Genomic DNA, 17,967 nt, shown 5'->3' with positions numbered 1-17,967 from the left:
TCACGGGCTCGGCGCCGGTTTGGCGGCATTCGCCTACTAGCCTGTCGAAGATCCGACAGTCCGCCCGTCAACCACGGCGTCGTCCTCCGCGGCCACGTCATCGCTCGAGAAGATGCCTGTCAAAAGCAATGATCTGACCGCGTTCATCCCCCGCCAGACCGCTCCCGTACGCTCCGCCGAACCGCCCGCACAGCCGTGGCGCCCCGGCCCCGACGACGGCCCGCCACCACCCGAGCCGCTCGACGCGCCGTGGCTGAAGGTCGTCGCGTGGGCCGCGCCGATGGTGGTCGTGGCCGTGCTCTCCCTGATCGGGATCGGCACGCCCGGGCTGTGGGAGGACGAACTCCAGACGTGGGGCATGGTGACCGCGTCGTGGCCCGACTTCCGGTCGGTGCTCGCCGGCACCGACGCCGGGGCGGCGCCCTACTACCTTCTGCTGCGCGTCTGGACCGACCTGGCGGGCACCTCCGACGCCATGCTGCGGCTGCCGTCGGCGCTGGCGATGGTGGGGGCGACCGGACTGGTGGCGGCGCTCGGGGTCCGGCTGGGCGGGCTGCGGGTCGGGCTGGCCGCCGGGCTGCTCTTCGCGGTCCTGCCGACCACCTCCCGCTACGCCCAGGAGGCCCGCCCCGACGCGTTCACCGTCCTCGCCGCGGCGCTGGCGACGCTGCTGCTGGTCCGCCTGCTCGACCGGCCCCGGATCGGCCGCTACCTCGGCTACCTCGCCGCGCTGGTGCTACTCGGCCTCGGGCACGTGCTCGGCCTGCTCCTGCTGCTCGCACACGCGGTGATCGCCTGGCGGCTGCGGCCGGGCGGCCGTACGGTGGCCGGCTGGGCGCTGACCGCGGTGCTCGCCGTCGTCCTCGTCGGACCGGTCGTCCACTTCGCGAGGCAACAGGCCGGCGGCGACGGCGACTGGATTCCGCCGGTGAGCCTGGCCCGGGTCGCCGAGGCCCCGGCCGTGCTCTTCGGCGACCTCCTCATCGGCGGGGCCCTGCTGGCGTGCGCGTTCCTGGCGATGTCGATGCGGGGCCGGGCGGCGGTGGCGACCGCCTGGGCCCTGCTGCCGACCGCCGGCCTGCTCGCCGTCAGCCTGGTCGTCCCGACCTGGCTGCCCCGCTACCTGCTCTTCACCCTGCCGGCCTGGGTGCTGCTGGCCTCGCTGGCGGTACGGCGCACCACGATCGCCCGTGGCGTCGGCGTGGTGCTCGCGATCGGCCTTCTCGGGCTGCCCGGCCACCTCGACATCCGCACCCCGACCGGGCACGGGCAGGGCACCCGGGACATCGCCGCGGTGATGCGGGCGCACGCCGCCCCCGGCGACACCGTCGTCTACGGCCCGACCGAGGGAGGCGACCAGCGACTCGCCCGCGACGCCGTGCTGCGGTACGTACCACCGGGGATCGCGCCGCAGGACCGGCTGGCCCGCACCCGGCCGCGTACCGGCGGCAGCGTCGGCGCACGGGAGTGCGCGGCGGGCGAGGTGGCCGACTGCCTCGGCCAACCGGACCGGATCTGGCTGGTCCGCAAGGGCAACCGGGACGACCCGCTGGCCGGGCTCGGCGCCGGGAAGACGGGCGTGCTGGAGTCCGGCTACGTGGTGATGCAGACCTGGCGGGTCCGCGCGTTCACCATCGTCCTGTACGTGAGCAAACCGCGGTGACGGCTCTGCACGACCGGCTGGCGACGCCGGCCCGGGCCACCCCGCCGCCGGCCCGGCGGCGACGGACCACACCGCCGGTGGTGCCGGTCGACCCGGCGCTGCCGCAGCCGCCCTCCCGACGGGAGAAGGCCGCCTACCACCACCGGCGGCTGCCGTACCTCATGGTCGCCTCGGCGGTCAGCTTCACCGCGCTGACCGTGAGCCAGGTGCTGTTCGTACGGATGTCGCCGTGGCTGCTGCTGCTCCTGCCGCTGATGGCGTTCACCATCGCGTACTACCTCGTCTCGCTGTGCGTCAACCTGTTCACCCCCGACTTCGACCTGGACCGGCACCGCCGGCTGGTGGCGTCGTGGGCGCCGGACGAGCATCCGCCGGTCGACGTGTTCCTGCCGGTGTGCGGCGAGGCGATCGACGTACTGCGCAACACGTGGGAGCACGTGGCCGCGATGGCCCGGCACTATCCGGGGCCGGTCCACGTCTACGTCCTCGACGACTCGGCCACCGCCGAACGCGAGGCGATGGCGCTCGGCTTCGGCTTCGTCTACCAGCGCCGGCCCAACCGCGGGTGGTACAAGAAGGCCGGCAACATGCGGTACGCGTACCAGCGCACCATGGGTGACTTCATCCTCGTGCTCGACGCCGACTTCACCCCGCGTCACGACATGCTCGACGAACTGATGCCGTACTTCGACGCGTACCCGGACGTGGGCATCGTGCAGTCGCCGCAGTATTTCCGGGTGCACCAGGACCAGGGCTGGCTGGAGCGCGGCGCCGGCGCGGTGCAGGAACTGTTCTACCGGTCGGTGCAGCTGTCGAGGCAGCACCACGAGGCGGCGATCTGCGTCGGCAGTTGCGCGGTGTACCGGCGTACGGCACTCGACGCGATCGGCGGGTCGACGCTGATCGAGCACTCCGAGGACGTGCACACCGGATTCGACATGCGCCGCCGGGGCTGGCGGCTGCGGTACGTGCCGGTGCCGCTGGCGACCGGCCTGTGCCCGGCCGACATCAACTCGTTCTTCACCCAGCAGTACCGGTGGTGCGCCGGGTCGATGAGCCTGCTCGGGTCGACGAAGTTCTGGAACACCCGGATGCCGGTACGCCAGCGCCTGTCGTACCTGTCCGGCTTCTTCTACTACCTGCACACGGCGCTGTTCACCTTCGTCGGCCCGCTGATCCCGATCCTGATGCTGCTGGTGTTCCCGCAGTACGTGAAGCTGGAGAACTACCTGCTGATCGCACCCAGCCTGGTCTACAACGTCGTCGTCTTCCCGTCCTGGCACCGCTGCGCGTACGGCTTCGAGGCCTGGACCACCAAGATGATCTACGGCTGGTCGCACGCGTTCGCGGTCTGGGACCTGCTGCGCGGGCAGAGCATGGGCTGGCAGCCGACCGGTGGTACGGCACGCAAGAACAGGACGGGACGGCTGTGGACCGGCATGGCGGTGTGGACGGCGGGCAGCGGAATCGTGTGGACGCTGGCCGCGGCGTACCAGATGGTCCACACGGACCTGGCGGCGTTCGCACCGGCCTTCCTGGGCGGGGTGTTCTTCCTGACGATCGCGATGCAGGCGCTGCTGGTCGACCCGGCGAAGGACCTGCCGGCGGGCGGTTCGCGGTGAGGTCGCGCCACCTGTTCGTCACCATGGTCCTCTTCGTTGCCCTGGTCTTCGGCTACGCCGCGGTCGCCCCCGACACCCCCGGGCCGCCGCCGGCCGCGTCCACCGGGGCGGCACCGACCGCCGCGGTCGAGCCGGCACCGGCGTACGACGTCAGCCACCTGCGCGAACCACCCGGCCAGTACCTCGGTGTCGCCCTCGCCGGCGCGCCCCGGGACATGGGCAAGGTGGACGGGTTCGCCGACCTGACCGGCCACAGACCCAACATGATCACGATCTACGAGAGCTTCGACGACGAGTTCGCCGCCGCCGAGATCCGCAAGATCTTCCAGTACGGGGCGCTGCCGATCCTGCGCTGGGAGCCGTACAAGGCCAAGCTCGCCGACATCGCCGCCGGCCGGCACGACCCGTACATCCGGCGGTTCGCCGCCGAGGTGCGCCGGGTGAACCTCCCGATCGCGCTCACCATCGCCCACGAGATGAACGGGCACTGGTACCCGTGGGGCGCCGACACCAACGACCCCGCCGACTTCGTCGCCGCGTGGCGGCACATCCACGCCCTCTACGCCGAGGCCGGCGCCACGAACGTCATCTGGACCTGGACCCCGAACGTCGTCAACCCGGTGCCGTCGGTGCCGCTGGAACCCCTCTACCCCGGCGACGCCTACGTCGACTGGATCGGCATCGACGGCTACTTCACGCACTCCGGCGCCAAGACGTTCGAGGGCCTGTTCGGACCCACGATGCGCGAGGTCGAGGAGTTCACCGACCGGCCGTTCCTCGTCGTCGAGACCGGCTCCGAGCCCGGCGCGATGCGGGAACGGTCCGTACGCGAACTGTTCGAGGCCGTACGCACCGAACCCAAGCTGCTCGGGTTCGTCTACTTCAACCAGAAGGGCTCGGGCGACTGGGTGATCGACCGGGATCAGCGGGCGCTGGCGACGTACCGGCGGGAGGCGGCACGCGAGGACCGGCTGGGCTTCCGGGTACGGTGACCGCGGCGGGCGGGTGATCGTCAGGTGGCGGCCGGTCGACGTGCGGCCCGGCGCCCCGGCACCCGCCCGACGATCATGGCGCGAAGGGTCCGGAATGCACGGGTGGACCGGTTCCTATGATGGGGGCCGCGCCCTCCGCCCCTGGGCGGACCGACGACGTGGAGGTTGCAGCCGGACATGACCGCACCGTCACAGTCCGTCCGCGCCGTCGCCCGGGTCGCCCCGGGCGAACCGGCGCCGAGCGGCCCGGCCGAGGTGCCCCGCCCGCGCCGACGCCCCAGCCACCTCGGCCGCGTCCACCTGCTGCAACTGCTGCTCATCGAGACGGCCGTCGTCGGTACGCTCGCCGCCGCCACCCAGGGCGCGGTGCCGGCCGTGGCGACCGGTGTCGCCGGCGCCGCCGTCGTCGCGGCGACCCTGGCCCGGCGGGGCGGCCGCTGGTGGCTCGAACGCTGGATGATGTCCGTGGCCCAGCGGCGCCGGCGGCGCAGCCGGCCGATCCCGCACGGCGACCCGAGGGTCACCGCGCTACGCCACCTCGCTCCCGGCCTGACCGTGCAGAACGCCTCCGTCGGCGACAGCTCCGACATCGGCGTGGCCCGCGACGACGCCGGCTGGTACGCCTGCGCGGCGGTGTCCACCGGCCGGCGGCGCAAGGACGGCGCGCTGCCGCTCGACCAGCTCGTGGCGGCACTGGCCGAGACCGGGCAGCCGGGTGCCGTCCTCCAGGTCGTCACCCTCACCGTGCCGGCACCGGGCATGGACACCCCGCCCGCCTCGCACGCCGGCCAGTCCTACCGGCAGCTGCTGACCGGTTTCGGGTCGGCCGTCGTGCCGGCGCACCGCGAGGTCTGGATCACCGTACGGCTCGACGCGTGGGCGCTCGCCGAGGCGGTCGTCGACGAGCACGGTACGGCGCTCGACGACGTACCCGAACTGGTCGCCGCGCTGCTGCACCGGGTGACCAAGACGCTGCGCCGGGCCGGGTTCACCGTCCAGCCGCTCGACGACGCCGGCCTGCTCGACGCGCTGGTGCAGTCGTGCGACCTCGAGGGGGCGGCCGCCCCCGGCAACGGCCGCGGCGAACCGCGTGAGGAATGGTCGCGCTGGCACTCCGGCCGGCTGGCGCACCGCACGTTCTGGGTCCGCCGGTGGCCGGCGACCGACCAGATCGGGGCGCTGCTCGACGCGGTGGGCGCCACGCCGTCGGCGCTGACCAGTGCCGCGCTGACGCTGGCCGCCGAGGGCGACGGAGACGGCGTCGACCTGCGCGGCCTGGTCCGGCTGGCCGCGCCGCCCCCCGAACTCGGCCCGGTGTGCCTGGCCGCCGCCCGGGCGGCGGAACTGGCCGGCGCCGACCTGTTCCCGCTCGACGGCGAACACGGCCCGGCGGTGTACGCGTCCGCCCCGACCGGTGGAGGTGCCCGGTGACCGGCCCCCGCGAAGAACGGCAGCCGTACCCGGCCGCCGTGCAGGCCGCCCCGGAGCCGGCGATACGGCAGCCGGCGGAGCCCGACGCCGCGGCGGCGTACCCGGTACCCGTGGTGCCGGCGGACCGGCAGGTGGCCGCACCGGCCGGGGCAGACGCCGGAACCGCCGCCGTCGCCGCGCCGGCCGCCGCCGCCCAGGCGGCCGTCGCGGCCGCCACCGTGACCCGGGCCACCGGCCGGGCCGCCGCGGTCGCCACCGCCGCGCCACCGGCCCCGGCGACGACCGGCACCGTCTACGGCCAGCCGCCGCCCGGCGACCCTCGCCGGGGGCCGGCCGGACGCCTGGCCCGGCTGCGGATCGGCTCGCACACGGTGTCCCGGGCCGCCCTGTCCCGGCTGAAGGTTCCGACCGCGACGGCCGGCCTGGTGCTCGGCGTCGACCGCAACCGGATCCCGGTGCCGGTCCGGTTCTTCCGCCCGGAGCCGACCCGGGCCGCCCTGGTCGGCGGCACCTGGGCGGCCCAGCTCGTGGTGCTGCGCGCGCTCGCGCTCAGCGCCCGCGTCGTCGTGGTGACCACGGACCCGGCGGCCTGGTACGGCTTCGGCGAGCGGGTCACCGGCCACGACGACCGGTTGCAGGTGCATCCCGGCGGCCAGCCGGAGCTGCCGGCGGGCAATCCGCAGCAGCCGGCCCTGCTGGTCCAGGATCTCGGCCTGGCGGCCGCTGCCGCCGCCCCACCACTCGGCGCCTGGCAGACCCGGCTGACGGTGCTGCGCCGCCTCGACCAGTCCGCGGTCTCCACCGTCCAGGACAGCCAGCTGGTGTTGATGCAGCGCCTCGACGGCCTGGAGGCGCCGCTGGCCGCGTCGACGTTGCGGCTGGCGGCGCACAGCGAGCAGTTCCTCCAGGTGATGGCGCACGACATGGTGGCGGTCATGGGCGACGGCACGAGCCGCTACCTGTGGCTGGCGCAGACCGAGATCGAGCGTCACTTCACCGGACCGCCGGGCCGCTGACGGCCGCGGGCGACCTCGCGGCCGTCAGACCGGCGCCCCGGCGCCCGCGAGGTCGTTGACGGCGGGCGAGCCACGCTGGGACGATCCGGCGGCGGGTATGCGGCCGGCCCGTGCTGTGCGGCGGCGGCTCACCCGGTTGGAGGTGGTGCCGTGTCGTTCGCCGACGCCGTCGGTGGTCACCTCCACACGCTGTTGATGGGCGTGCGGGCGGCCCGGCGGGAGGCGACGGCGGTCGACCGCCTCGTCGCGCGGATCGTCGTCCGGGCGGACGGGGCCGGTTTCGCGGGCATCGCGGTACGACTGACCTCCGTACGCGAGGCGATCGGGCGCGTGCGCGCCCGGCTGGCCGCCGTCGAAGACGTGCTCGGCCAAGCGTCCCGCTCGGTTGCCGACGTCCCGCGGCAATCCTCCGTCCAGGAGATCGACAGGATGCTCACATCCGTCGTCGTGGCCCTCACGACCGCCGCCGACGGCATCAGCGCGGCCGAAGCAGGGGTCGAAGAATCCGGACGGCTCGTCGTGGCGGCACTGCGGGGTGGTGAACCTGGCCCCGCCCTCTTCCACCTGCGACGGTTGGGGCGAAATCTCGCATCGGCGGGCGGCCTCGCCGACGGGGTCCGAGGTCAGGTCGAGGCGGCACTGGCGCGGGCCCGCCAGGTCGGCGCCGCCGGGCCGCCCGGCGGTGGGGTCGTCCCCGTACCGGCCACCGGGGCAGAGTCCGACACGGCCGGACGACAGGTCACCGCCTCCCGTGCCCCGCCGGCCGATCCACTGTCGACGGACGCCCCGAGACCGGTCGGACCCGCCTGGGTGCGGGCCGACCCTTCGACACTGCCCGACACGGTCCGGGCGGCGGCCGGCCGCCTGGCTCCACGGCCGGCCGGCAGTACCCGACCCACGCAGGGATTGCTCAACGGAGCGCCCGTCACCTCGGGCTCGGGAGACCGGTCGCTCGCTGCGGATCTCGACCACGACCCGCTGCGTGGTCCCCCGGTCACCTTCTACGACCACGCGGAGTCGAAGGCCGCCGCGCACCTGCGCCGGAGCGGCGGCACCGGGGCCGACCTCGCCATCGACAACACCGTCTGCGGTACGAACGAGCGTGACCAGGGCTATCCATGGACCTGTGACAAGATTCTGCCTGCCATCCTTCCGGCGGGAAGCCGACTACGTGTCTGGGTCACCCGCGACGGCGGCGAGACCTGGTGGCACCGTATCTACACCGGCACGGGAGAGAGGATCGTCCGATGACTCTGCTACTGCGCGACTACCACGGCCACTCCTACGAGCTGACCAGCGCGGACGAGGCCGGACGCCGATTCGACGAGCAGATCGAGACGATCATGCCGCACGGCGGGTGCGGACAGACGATCACCATCGGACCGGCCGGAAGCCCGGTCCTGCGTGTCGACATCGACATCGACGCCGACCGGGCGGCGGTGCGCTGGCTGCCGGACGGCAGCCACGCCGTCGCCCTCGCCCCCGACCGCCCCATCACCGTCTACGAGTCCCCCGACGCCGGTCTGTGCGACATCCCCGCCGACCTCGTACGGCTGGACACCACCACGGCGCGGCAGGTCATCGTCGACTACGCCGCCACGGGTGACCGCCCCGCGAGCGTGCTCTGGAGGACCACGGACGGCACCTGACGCCCTGGTCGCTCCGTTTCAGTTCGGGGGGTCGGTCCAGGCGAGCTGGACCAGGCGGGCGCCCTCACGCCGCGTGAAGAGCCAGGACCGGCCGGGCGGAAGCAGTTGCGGCTTCATGTTGCCGAGCAGCGGCCCCTCCTCCTTCGGGCCGGACATCATCAGGCCCGGTGAGGCGAGTTCGCGGATGCGGGCGATGAACGGGTCGAACATGGCCCGGCTGGCGCCACCGATGCGCCGGGTCAGCACGACGTGCAGGCCGACGTCGCGGGCCTGCGGCAGGAACTCCATCAGCGGGGCGAGTGGGTTGACCGCGGCGCCGGCGACCAGGTCGTAGTCGTCGACGAGGACGTAGAGTTCCGGCCCCTTCCACCAGCTCCGGTCGCGCAACTGTTCGGCGGTGACGTCGGGGCCGGGCAGCCGTTCCTTCATCACCGTGGCCACCTGTTTGATCAGGTCGGCGGTGACCTGCTGCGAGGTGCCGTACCCGAGCATGTTCTCCTCGGGTACGGCGCCGAGCAGGCTGCGCCGGAAGTCGACCAGCATGATCCGGGCCTCGTCCGGCCGGTAGCTGGCGGCGATGCCGCGGCCGAGGCTGCGCAGGAAGGAGCTCTTGCCGGCCTCGATGTCGCCGAACAGGATCGCGTGCGGCTCCGCGTCGAAGTCGAGGAAGACCGGCTGGAGGTCGATCTCGGCGATGCCGATCGGAATCCGGCCGCGCTGCGGTGCGGGCAGGGTGTCGAGGCGCAGCTCGTCGGGGAGCAGTCGCACCGGTGGCGCGCCGGCCCTGGTCCAGCCGGCCCGGACCCGCTTGACCAGGTCGGCGACGGCGTCGGCGAGGTCGTCGACGCGCTGCTGGCCGTCGATGCGGGGCAGGCCGGTGAGGAAGTGCAGCGCGTCCGGGGTGAGGCCGTGGCCGTGGCCCTCGGGGACGTTGACGGCGGCCCGCCGGTTGATCAGGGAATCGTTGGTGTCGCCGAGCCGCAGTTCGATCTTGGTGCCGAACATGTCGCGGACGGCGGCGCGTACGTCCATCCAGCGGTTGCTGGAGGCGAGGATGTGGATGCCGTACCCGAGGCCCCGGTTGGCCAGTTCGGTGACCAGCGGTTCGAGGTCCTCGTATTCGCCGCGCAGGGTGGGCCAGCCGTCGACGATCAGGAAGAGGTCACCGAACGGGTCCTCGGTGAAGTGTCCGTCGCGCTTGGCCCGCCGGTAGGCGGCGATGCCCTCGACGCCCCGGCTGGCGAACAGCGACTCGCGGGCCTGCATCAGGCCGTAGAGTTCGGCGATCGTACGGCGGACCTTGTTGACGTCGCGCCGGGTGGCGAGGCCGCCGGCGTGCGGCAGGTCGGCCAGCGCGCTGAACGTGCCGCCGCCGAAGTCGAGGAAGTAGAACTGCGCCTCGCGCGGCGTGTGCGTCAGGGCCAGGCTGAGCACGAGCGTACGCAGCAGGTTGCTCTTGCCGCTCTGCTGGGCGCCGACCACCATGACGTTGCCGGCGGCGCCGGCCAGGTCGAGCCACATCGGGTCGCGGCGCTGCTCGAACGGCTTGTCGATGAGGCCGGCCATGCCCCGCAGGGCGCCGTGCAGGGCCTGGTCGTCAACACTCAGACCGCGTTCCGGCGTCGGCCAGATCTGCGGCAGCAACTGGTCGAGGGTCGGCGAGTCGTCGAGCGGCGGCAGCCACACCTGGTGCGCCGGTGGGCCCTGCCCCTCCATCCGGCGCACGAGCACGTCGAGCAGGGTGTCGCCGACGACGGTCTCCTCGACCTCGGCGGGGGCGTCGGCGGGCCGGTCGTCGTGCGGCAGCGGGAGGAACCGGGTGCTGTATTCGCGTACCGGGTCGATGGTGCGCCCGCCGACGACGGGAAGCTGCCCGTCGCGGCGGACGACGCCGGAGACGTACGCGGCCTTGAACCGCACCAGGCCCTCGGTGCCGGCCTTGAGGTAGCCGTGACCGGGCGAGCGCGGCAGCTCGTACGCGTCGGCGACGCCGAGCACGGCCCGGCTCTCCATGGAGGAGAAGGTACGCAGGCTGAGCCGGTAGGACAGGTGGGTCTCCAGGCCGCGCAGCCGGCCCTCCTCCAGCCGCTGCGAGGCGAGCAGCAGGTGGACGCCGAGCGACCGGCCGACCCGGCCGATCTGGACGAACATGTCGATGAAGTCGGGGCGCGCGGTCAGCAGCTCGCTGAACTCGTCGACGATCATCAGCAGGCTGGGCAGCGGCGCCAGCGGGACCCCGGCGGCGCGGGCGCGTTCGTAGTCGCGCTGCGAGGCGTAGTTGCCGGCACGGCGCAGCAGTTCCTGGCGGCGGGTCAGCTCACCCTGGATCGCGCCGAGCATCCGGTCGACCAGCGACAGCTCGTCGGCGAGGTTGGTGATGACGGCGCTGGTGTGCGGCAGCCGGTCCAGGGCGGTGAAGGTGGCGCCGCCCTTGAAGTCGACCAGCACCAGGTTGAGGATCTCCGAGTCGTGCGTCGCGGCGAGGGCCAGGACCAGGGTGCGCAGCAGTTCGCTCTTGCCGGAGCCGGTGGCGCCGACCAGCAGCCCGTGCGGCCCCATCCCGTCCTGCGCGGACTCCTTGAGGTCGAGTTCGATCGGCCGGCCGTCGGCGCCGACGCCGATCGGGACCCGCAGCCGGTCGCGGTTGGGCCGGCTGGCCCAGAGCTGGGCCAGGTCGAACTCCTGCGGGTCGTCGATGCCGAGCAGGTCGGCGAGGCCGAGGTCGGCGACGGCGGACGGCTGGTCGGCGTACGACGACACCGACAACCGCAGCGGGGCGAGTTCGCGGGCCAGCACCTCGGCCTGGGCCGGGCCGAGCGCGTCGGCGCGGCCGACCTGGGTGCTGCCGTCCATGGTGGTGCCGCTGACGGTGCCGTCGTCGGCGATGTCGAGGACCACCGACGACTCATCGAGCAGCCGGGGTGGCGGCGTGGACAGGTCGAGGATGGTGACGCCCTGGACCCCGCCCTCGGTCATCAGGTGGTCGGAGCCGGCGGTCGGTACGCCGTCGATGAGCACGACGACGTGCGGCCCCGGCGACTGCCGGGCGGTGGAGGGGTCGAACCGGGGCCGGTTGGCCAGCACGTCGTCGAGCATCGCCTCCAGCGCGGTGACCGCGGTGGCGAAGAGACGTACCGGGCCGACGGCGTCGAGCTTGCTCGGGTGCTGGGCGTGTGGCAGCCACTTGGCCCACTCCCACTGGGCCCGGTTGGCGTCCGGCACGCACAGGCCGATCAGCAGGTCGTCGGGGGCGTGGAAGGCCGCCATCTGGGCCAGCAGCGACCGCACCAGGTCCCGGGTGGCGGCGTCGGATCCGCGCAGGTAGACGTGGGAGAAGTCGCGTACGGCGATGGCGACCGGCAGGTCGGGCACCACCGAGTAGGTGGAGACGAACTTGCGCAGCGCCATCGCGCACAGCGGTTCGAGTTCGTCGACCGGGCGGGTCTGCGGCGGGACGAGCGGGGTGGCGACCTCCTGCGGCCCGAGGCCGATCCGGACGACGCCGAAGTCCGCGTCGCCGCGCCGGCGCTCCCACAACCGGCCGCTGCCGACGGTCGACCACAGCTTGTCCGGGTCGGGGTGCCGGTAGTGGATGGCCTCCCGCTGGGCCCGGATCGTGGCCCGGACCTGGGCCCGCAACTGCGACAGCCGACGCATGTACTGCCGGCGGGCCTCGACCATCTCCTTCTTGCCCGGCCCGCTCTGCTGGGTGGCCATCATGGCGATCATGCCGAGGATGGAGACGCCGTAGAGGGCACCGACGACATAGGTGATCGGGCCGCCGCGCTGCATGCCCATCATCAGGCCCATGGCCGCGGCGCCCGCCGCCATCGGCAGGACCATCAGCAGCCGGCCCCACGCCTTGCCGCCGGGCGGCGGGATCTCCGGTGGTGGATCGAGAAGCACCTCGCCGCTGGGCAGGGCCGGCGCCTGACGGCGGGGTGGACGCTTGACGATCGTCGATGCCACCTGCCCTGACCCCCCAGTCAACCGCGAACCGCCGCGCCATCCTAACCAGCACCGGCACCCGCACCGTCGGCAGCGGGCGGGTGCTAGGTTGACCGTCCGCGGGTCCGGTCCGCGATCCCGCGCGGGACCGCCCGCCCCGGCCGGCGACGACCGGGCGACGGGCAAAGACGCAGGGTGACGGGGAGGTGACCAGCGTGACGGCCCCCGGCGGCCTCAGTCTGGCCAGGGTGACGGTCGCGGCGCCGAAACGGCGCATGGATGTGGCCCTGCCCGACAACATGCTCCTCGCCGAACTCATGCCGCACCTGCTGCGGCATGCCGGCGACGATCTCGGTGACACCGGCGAGCAGCAGGGTGGCTGGGTGCTGCGGCGGGCCACCGGCGCACTCCTGGAGCCGGGCCGCAGCCTGTCCGTGCAGGGCGTACGCGACGGCGAGGTGCTGCACCTGGCCCCCGGCCGCGACGACTGGCCGGAGATGGCGTACGACGACGTCGTCGAGATCATCGCCGGCGGTGCGCGGCGGTCGGGGCGGTCCTGGGGCGGCCTCGCCACCCGCCGCTGCGGCCTGGCGGTCGCCGCCGCGGCGCTCGGCGCCGGCCTGGTCGGGCTGCTCACCGCCGGCCCGGCCGGACAGCTCGCCGGCGGCGTGGCGCTCGGTGTCGCGGCCCTGCTCGCGGTCGTCGGCGTCCTGCTCTCGCGGGCGTTCTCCGACGCGTCCGCCGGGGCGGTCGTCGCGGCGGCCGGCCTGCCGTACGCGTTCGCCGGCGGCGCGCTGCTGGCCGCCCCGTCCGGTGCCGCGCTGGCCGCTCTCGGCGCGCCGAGCGTGCTGCTCGGCAGTGCCGCGCTCCTGGTCGCCGCCGTCGTCGGCTACACCGCGGTCGCCGCCGTACAGCGGCTCTTCATGGCCGGCATCGTCACCGGTCTGGTCGGCGGCCTCGCCGGGCTGCTCTGCGTCGTCGGGCTGTCCGCCGCCGGGGCGGCGGCGGTCGCGCTGACCGTGGCGATCGGGCTGCTGCCGAGCTATCCGCTGATGGCGAGCTGGATGGGCCGGATGCCGATGCCGGAGCTGCCGGGGCGGCCCGAGGAGATCCTCGCCGACCGGCCGGTCCCCCGCCGTTCCGACGTCTTCGCGACGGTGGCCCGGTCGACCGAGTTGCTGACCGGGATGCTGCTGGGCGCGGCCGTCTCCAGCGCGTGCGCGGTGGCGCTCGTGGTCGCCCGCGACGGGACGGTGTCCGGCGTCCTGCTCGCCGTCTGCGCCGGTGGTGCGTTGCTGCTGCGGGCCCGGCTCTTCCCGCTGCCGCAGCAGCGGGTGCCGCTCATCGTCGGCGGCCTGACCGCCCTCGCCGCGCTGGTGTTCGGCGGCCTGCTCGGCACCGGGTCGGCCGGCACCCGGATCGTGCTGCTGGGCGTGGTGATCGCCGCCGCGGCCGTCGCGCTGACCGCCGGCCTGGTCTACAGTCGACGGTCGCCGACCCCGTACGTGGGACGGGCCGCCGACATCGCCGACGTGCTGGCCATCATGGCGCTGATCCCGCTGACCTGCGCGGTCACCGGCCTGTTCGGCGCCATCCGGGCCCTGTTCGCCTCGATCGGCGGGTGACGCCGCGATGCCGTCCCGCCGCGACCAGCTGCACTCCTACCAGTTCATGACCCAGCGGGTCATCTCCGCCTTCGTGATGCGCGAGACCGACCCGGCCCAGTCGCCGCTGCGGCGCGGCATCGGCGCCGTCTTCGGCGGGGTCATGGTCGCGGTGCTGATCGCCGCCGGGGTCGGCATCTACGGGCTGATCACGAAGGTCGGCGGCGACCGGTGGAAGACCGACGGTTCGGTCGTCATCGAGCGCGAGACCGGCGCCACGTTCGTCTTCCTCGACGGGCAACTGCACCCCACCGTCAACTACGCCTCCGCGCTGCTCGCCGCCGGCCGGCCCGGCCAGGCCGCCGCCCGGGTCGCCGCCGCGTCGCTGGCCGGGGTGCCGCGCGGGATCACCGTCGGGATCGTCGGCGCACCCCAGTCGCTGCCGGTGGCCAAGCAGCGGATCGGCCTGCCGTGGACGGTGTGCGCCGTACCGGGCACCAACGACGCCGGCCGGCCGGTCAGCACCGTCGTGCTCGGGGTCGGTGTCGCGCCGACCGGCGGCCGCGGCACCGGCGAGCAGGGGCTGCTCGTCCGCGACGCCGAACTCGGCATGAACTATCTCGTCTGGCAGGGGCACCGGCACCTGATCCAGTCGTCCCGGGTGGTCATCCCGGCCCTGTTCGGGTCGGTCACCGCGACCCCGGTCGGCACCGCCTGGATCAACGCGCTGCCGGCGGGCGCGGACATCGCGCCGGTGCAGGTCCGCGACCGGGGACGGGCGTCGGCCGCGCTGCCCGGCCGTACGGTCGGCGACATCCTGGTCGCGCAGACCGGTGCCGGGCCGCAGTACTACCTCGTCCTCACCGACGGCCTCGCCCCGATCACCGCGTTGCAGCGGGCCATCCTCAACGCCGAGTCGGCCGGCGAGCCGGCGCCGATCGCCGTCTCCGAGGCCACCTCCGCCCCGCAGAGCGACCAACTGCGGCGCCCGTCGGGTGGTGTGCAGCCGCCGCCGGCACCGCCGCAGCTGTCGGCGCCGGGGGCTGACCAGTTGTGCGCGGTGACCGGCGAGCCGGACGGCGTACCGGCCCTGACCACGGGTGGGGACCTGCCCGGCGTGCAGGCCTCGATCCCGACCGTCGGCGCGGCGCCGGACGGGTCCCGGCTGGCCGACCGGATCCTGGTGCCGTCCGGCCGGGTCGCCGTCGTACGGGTGCTCGGTTCGCCGGCGAGCTACCAGGTGATCACCGACCTCGGCATCCGCTACCCGGTGGTCAGCGACGCCGCGCTACAGATGCTGGGCTATCCGGCGGCCGAGGCGGTCGCGGTGCCGGCGGCCCTGGTCAGCCGCATCCCGCAGGGCCCGACCCTGGACCCGCAGGCGGCGGTCCGGCCGGCGCTCACCGGCGGCTGACGGCCGGACCACCGGTGCGGTCAGAAACAGCCGGTCCGGTCAGGACAGCCCGCGCAGGTCCGTGAAAAAGCCGGGGTACGTCTTGCCGACGCACGCCGGGTCGGCAATCTCGATCCCGGGCACCCGCAGGCCGACCAGCGACAGGCTCATCGCCATCCGGTGGTCGTCGTACGTGGCGAAGCGGGTCGGCCGGGGCGTCCCGGGACGGATCGTGAAGCCGTCGTCGTCCTCGACGGCGTCGATGCCGGCTCGGCGCAGCTCGGTGACGACCGCGCCGATACGGTCGGTCTCCTTGCCGCGGATGAAGCCGATCCCGCGCACCCGGGTGGGGGTGTCGGCGAAGACCGCGACCGCGGCGAGGGTCTGTGCGGTATCCGAGATGTCGGCCATGTCCACGTCGATGCCGTGCAGCGGGCCGCCACCGGTGACGGTCAGCGCGTCGGCGGCGCGGTCCACCCGTGCCCCCATCCGCTCCAGCACGTCGGCGAACCCGACGTCGCCTTGGAGGCTCGCGGACCCGAGGCCCCGCACGGTCACCCGGCCACCGGTGATCGCCGCGGCGGCGAGGAAGTAGGAGGCGGCGCTCGCGTCCGGCTCCACGACGTATTCGGTCGGGCGGTAGGTGCCCGGCGGCACGGTGAGGTCGCGCACCTCGACGCCGAACGCCGCCATCACCGCGACCGTCATGTCCACGTACGGCACCGACACCAGCGGTGAGGTCAGTTCCACGGTCAGCCCGTCGGCCATCAGCGGTGCGGCCATCAGCAGGCCCGACAGGAACTGGCTCGACAGGTGGCCGGGCACCCGGACCGGTCCGCCCCGGGCCGGCCCGCGCACCGCGGCGGGCAGGAACCCGGGGTGGTCGAGTTCCTCGACGGCGGTGCCGACGTCGCGCAGCGCCTGGAGCACCGGCCCGAACGGCCTGGCCCGCAACTGGGCGGTGCCGTCGACGACGGTGCGGCCGGGGCGCAGGGCCGCCGCCGGCAGGACGAACCTGGAGGTGGTGCCGGACTGGCGGGCGTCGACAGTGGCGGCGCCGGTCGACCGCCGTGGGTCGGTGCCGGTGACGGTGACCGTGTTCGAGTCCTGGTCGGGCACGACCGTGGCGCCGAGCGCGGTGACGGCGTCCATCATGGCCCGGGTGTCGTCGGCGAAGAGCGCACCGCGCAGGGTGCTCGTGCCGGACGCGAGGGCGGCGCACAGCAACGCCCGGTTGGTGATGCTCTTCGAGCCGGGCGGCCGCATGGTGGCAACCGGTGGCGCCGTCAGCGGGGTGATGGGCAGAACGTCCGGGAGGCGCTCGGCGGTGGCGGTCATGGGGACAGTATCCCCGGTGGTGGGGTGCCCCGGTGATCGTCCGTCGGGGTGCCGGGCGGGAGGGTCCGGCCGGTGGACGGTCACCGCCGGCCGCCGGGCGCCCCGTCGAACAGCTGCAGCGGCGGGCCGGGCTCGACCGGCTCGCCGCCGCGCGGGGTCGGTGGGGCCACCGCCGCCCGCCAGGACCGGCGCCGGGCTCGCGGCAGCGCCACCGCCCCGGCCCACACGGCCGCGACGAGCAGCACCGCGACCAGCGCGCCGAGCACGGCGACGTTTCGGCTGCGCAGCCAGGCGGCGTCGACCACCGGCTCCGACGGGGTCAGGCCGGGCAGTGCGGCGGGGCCGCCGCCGGCCAGCTGGTCGTTGACGGCGGCGTACGGGTTGACGATGCCGTGGCCGAACCCGGGGCCGCCGGGGGCCGGTACGGCGGTGCCGAGGATCAGCCGCTCGATCTGCCCGGGGTCGAGCGCGCCGCGCTTGTTGCGGACCAGCGCCGCCGTCGCCGCCACGAAGCCGGTGGCGAGTCCGGTGCCGCTGGCGCCGGTCAGCCCGCTGCCCCGCTGCAGGGTCAGGATCTGGTCACCGGGAGCGACGAGGTCGACGTACGGGCCGTGCTGGGAGTTGTCCCAGCGGGCGCCGGTGGGGCCGATCGCGCCGACGCCGAGCACGCCCTCGTAGCCGGCCGGGTACGGGGTCGGGTTCGCCGCGTTGGTGCCGCCCTCGTCACCGGCGGCGGCGACGACCACGATCCCGGCCGCTACGGCCCGGGCCACCGCGGCCCGGACCGCGGCGTCGTCGTCGTACACCGGGATCGGGACCGCGATCACCGCGACGCGCTGGTCGACGGCCCAGGTGATGGCGCGGGCCAGCACCGCGGCCCGGACCTGGGGCCGGCCGAACCCGGCGTCGTCGATGACGCGTACGGGCAGGATCCGGGCGCCCGGGGCGAGCCCGGCGAAGCCCTGCGAGTCGGTCTGCCGGGCGGCGATCAGCCCGGCGACCTGGGTGCCGAGGCCGAGGCAGTCGTCGTCGGCGCGGCCGCTGCCGGCGACCGCGTCCAGGCCGGCGGCGACCCGGCCGCGCAGTTGGGGGTGGTCGGCGTCGACCCCGGACGACAGTACGGCGACCGTCGTGCCGGCCCCGGTCGTGAACGGCCAGACCCGTTCCGGGGTGAGCGTCAACTGTGCCCAGGGCACCTCGGTGACGGTCTGTCCGGGCTCGGCGCAGTTCTGCGGCGCCCGCGCGGGCGGCGGAACAGCGGCCGGGACCGGGACGGCCGGCGCGACATCCCCGTGACTATAGGCGGGGCGG

12 protein-coding genes are annotated in these 17,967 nt (G+C 74.3%); 9 read left to right on the top strand and 3 right to left on the bottom strand.

Annotated elements, in window-relative coordinates:
- The first annotated feature begins 112 nt into the window (after positions 1-112).
- The 7 genes from AB0I42_RS34845 to AB0I42_RS34815 all read left to right on the top strand — a co-directional run bounded on the left by AB0I42_RS34845 (position 113) and on the right by AB0I42_RS34815 (position 8,373).
- The gene (locus AB0I42_RS34845) at positions 113-1,663 is read left to right on the top strand and encodes a glycosyltransferase family 39 protein (protein ID WP_357544030.1); all 1,551 of its coding nucleotides are present in this window, start codon (positions 113-115) and stop codon (positions 1,661-1,663) included.
- Positions 1,660-3,285, top strand: a complete 1,626-nt coding sequence (locus AB0I42_RS34840; RefSeq protein ID WP_357544029.1) for a glycosyltransferase family 2 protein — start codon at positions 1,660-1,662, stop codon at positions 3,283-3,285. The genes AB0I42_RS34845 and AB0I42_RS34840 overlap by 4 nt, the downstream gene beginning before the upstream one ends.
- Positions 3,282-4,277 (top strand): glycosyl hydrolase, encoded by a 996-nt coding sequence (locus tag AB0I42_RS34835; RefSeq protein ID WP_357544028.1) that lies wholly within the window; start codon positions 3,282-3,284, stop codon positions 4,275-4,277. Before AB0I42_RS34840 ends, AB0I42_RS34835 begins: the two co-directional genes overlap by 4 nt.
- Positions 4,278-4,454: 177 nt before the next feature.
- The gene (locus tag AB0I42_RS34830) at positions 4,455-5,708 is read left to right on the top strand and encodes a type VII secretion protein EccE (protein WP_357544027.1); all 1,254 of its coding nucleotides are present in this window, start codon (positions 4,455-4,457) and stop codon (positions 5,706-5,708) included.
- Positions 5,705-6,724 (top strand): hypothetical protein, encoded by a 1,020-nt coding sequence (locus AB0I42_RS34825; protein ID WP_357544026.1) that lies wholly within the window; start codon positions 5,705-5,707, stop codon positions 6,722-6,724. The genes AB0I42_RS34830 and AB0I42_RS34825 overlap by 4 nt, the downstream gene beginning before the upstream one ends.
- A gap of 150 nt (positions 6,725-6,874) precedes the next feature.
- On the top strand, positions 6,875-7,975 hold the full coding sequence (locus AB0I42_RS34820) for a DddA-like double-stranded DNA deaminase toxin (RefSeq protein ID WP_357544025.1): 1,101 nt from the start codon (positions 6,875-6,877) through the stop codon (positions 7,973-7,975).
- Positions 7,972-8,373 carry a hypothetical protein gene (locus tag AB0I42_RS34815; RefSeq protein WP_357544024.1) on the top strand — a complete coding sequence of 134 codons (402 nt, stop codon included), beginning with the start codon at positions 7,972-7,974 and terminating at the stop codon, positions 8,371-8,373. The genes AB0I42_RS34820 and AB0I42_RS34815 overlap by 4 nt, the downstream gene beginning before the upstream one ends.
- An 18-nt stretch (positions 8,374-8,391) precedes the next feature.
- Here the strand turns inward: AB0I42_RS34815 and eccCa are convergent, their stop codons facing one another.
- On the bottom strand, positions 8,392-12,342 hold the full coding sequence (gene eccCa / locus AB0I42_RS34810) for a type VII secretion protein EccCa (RefSeq protein ID WP_357544023.1): 3,951 nt from the start codon (positions 12,340-12,342) through the stop codon (positions 8,392-8,394).
- A 185-nt stretch (positions 12,343-12,527) separates the two neighbouring features.
- Between eccCa and eccD the strand changes: the two genes are divergently transcribed.
- On the top strand, positions 12,528-13,946 hold the full coding sequence (gene eccD, locus AB0I42_RS34805; RefSeq protein WP_357544022.1) for a type VII secretion integral membrane protein EccD: 1,419 nt from the start codon (positions 12,528-12,530) through the stop codon (positions 13,944-13,946).
- Positions 13,947-13,953: 7 nt separating this feature from the next.
- Complete coding sequence (eccB, locus tag AB0I42_RS34800) at positions 13,954-15,339, top strand: type VII secretion protein EccB (protein ID WP_357544021.1); 1,386 nt, start codon at positions 13,954-13,956, stop codon at positions 15,337-15,339.
- Positions 15,340-15,378: 39 nt separating this feature from the next.
- On the opposite strand, the gene aroA is transcribed toward eccB, so the two are convergent.
- Both aroA and AB0I42_RS34790 read right to left on the bottom strand, forming a co-directional pair.
- Positions 15,379-16,656 carry a 3-phosphoshikimate 1-carboxyvinyltransferase gene (gene aroA, locus AB0I42_RS34795; RefSeq protein ID WP_357544020.1) on the bottom strand — a complete coding sequence of 426 codons (1,278 nt, stop codon included), beginning with the start codon at positions 16,654-16,656 and terminating at the stop codon, positions 15,379-15,381.
- An 80-nt stretch (positions 16,657-16,736) separates the two neighbouring features.
- Positions 16,737-17,852, bottom strand: coding sequence for a S8 family serine peptidase (locus AB0I42_RS34790; RefSeq protein ID WP_357544019.1), 1,116 nt, complete (start codon positions 17,850-17,852; stop codon positions 16,737-16,739).
- Between the last annotated feature and the right edge of the window lie 115 nt (positions 17,853-17,967).

Source organism: Polymorphospora sp. NPDC050346, from assembly GCF_040655695.1.
GTDB classification, from domain to species: domain Bacteria; phylum Actinomycetota; class Actinomycetes; order Mycobacteriales; family Micromonosporaceae; genus Polymorphospora; species Polymorphospora lycopeni.
The sequence above is the reverse complement of the archived record's forward strand: the minus strand, read 5'-3'. Positions and strand labels throughout refer to the sequence as shown.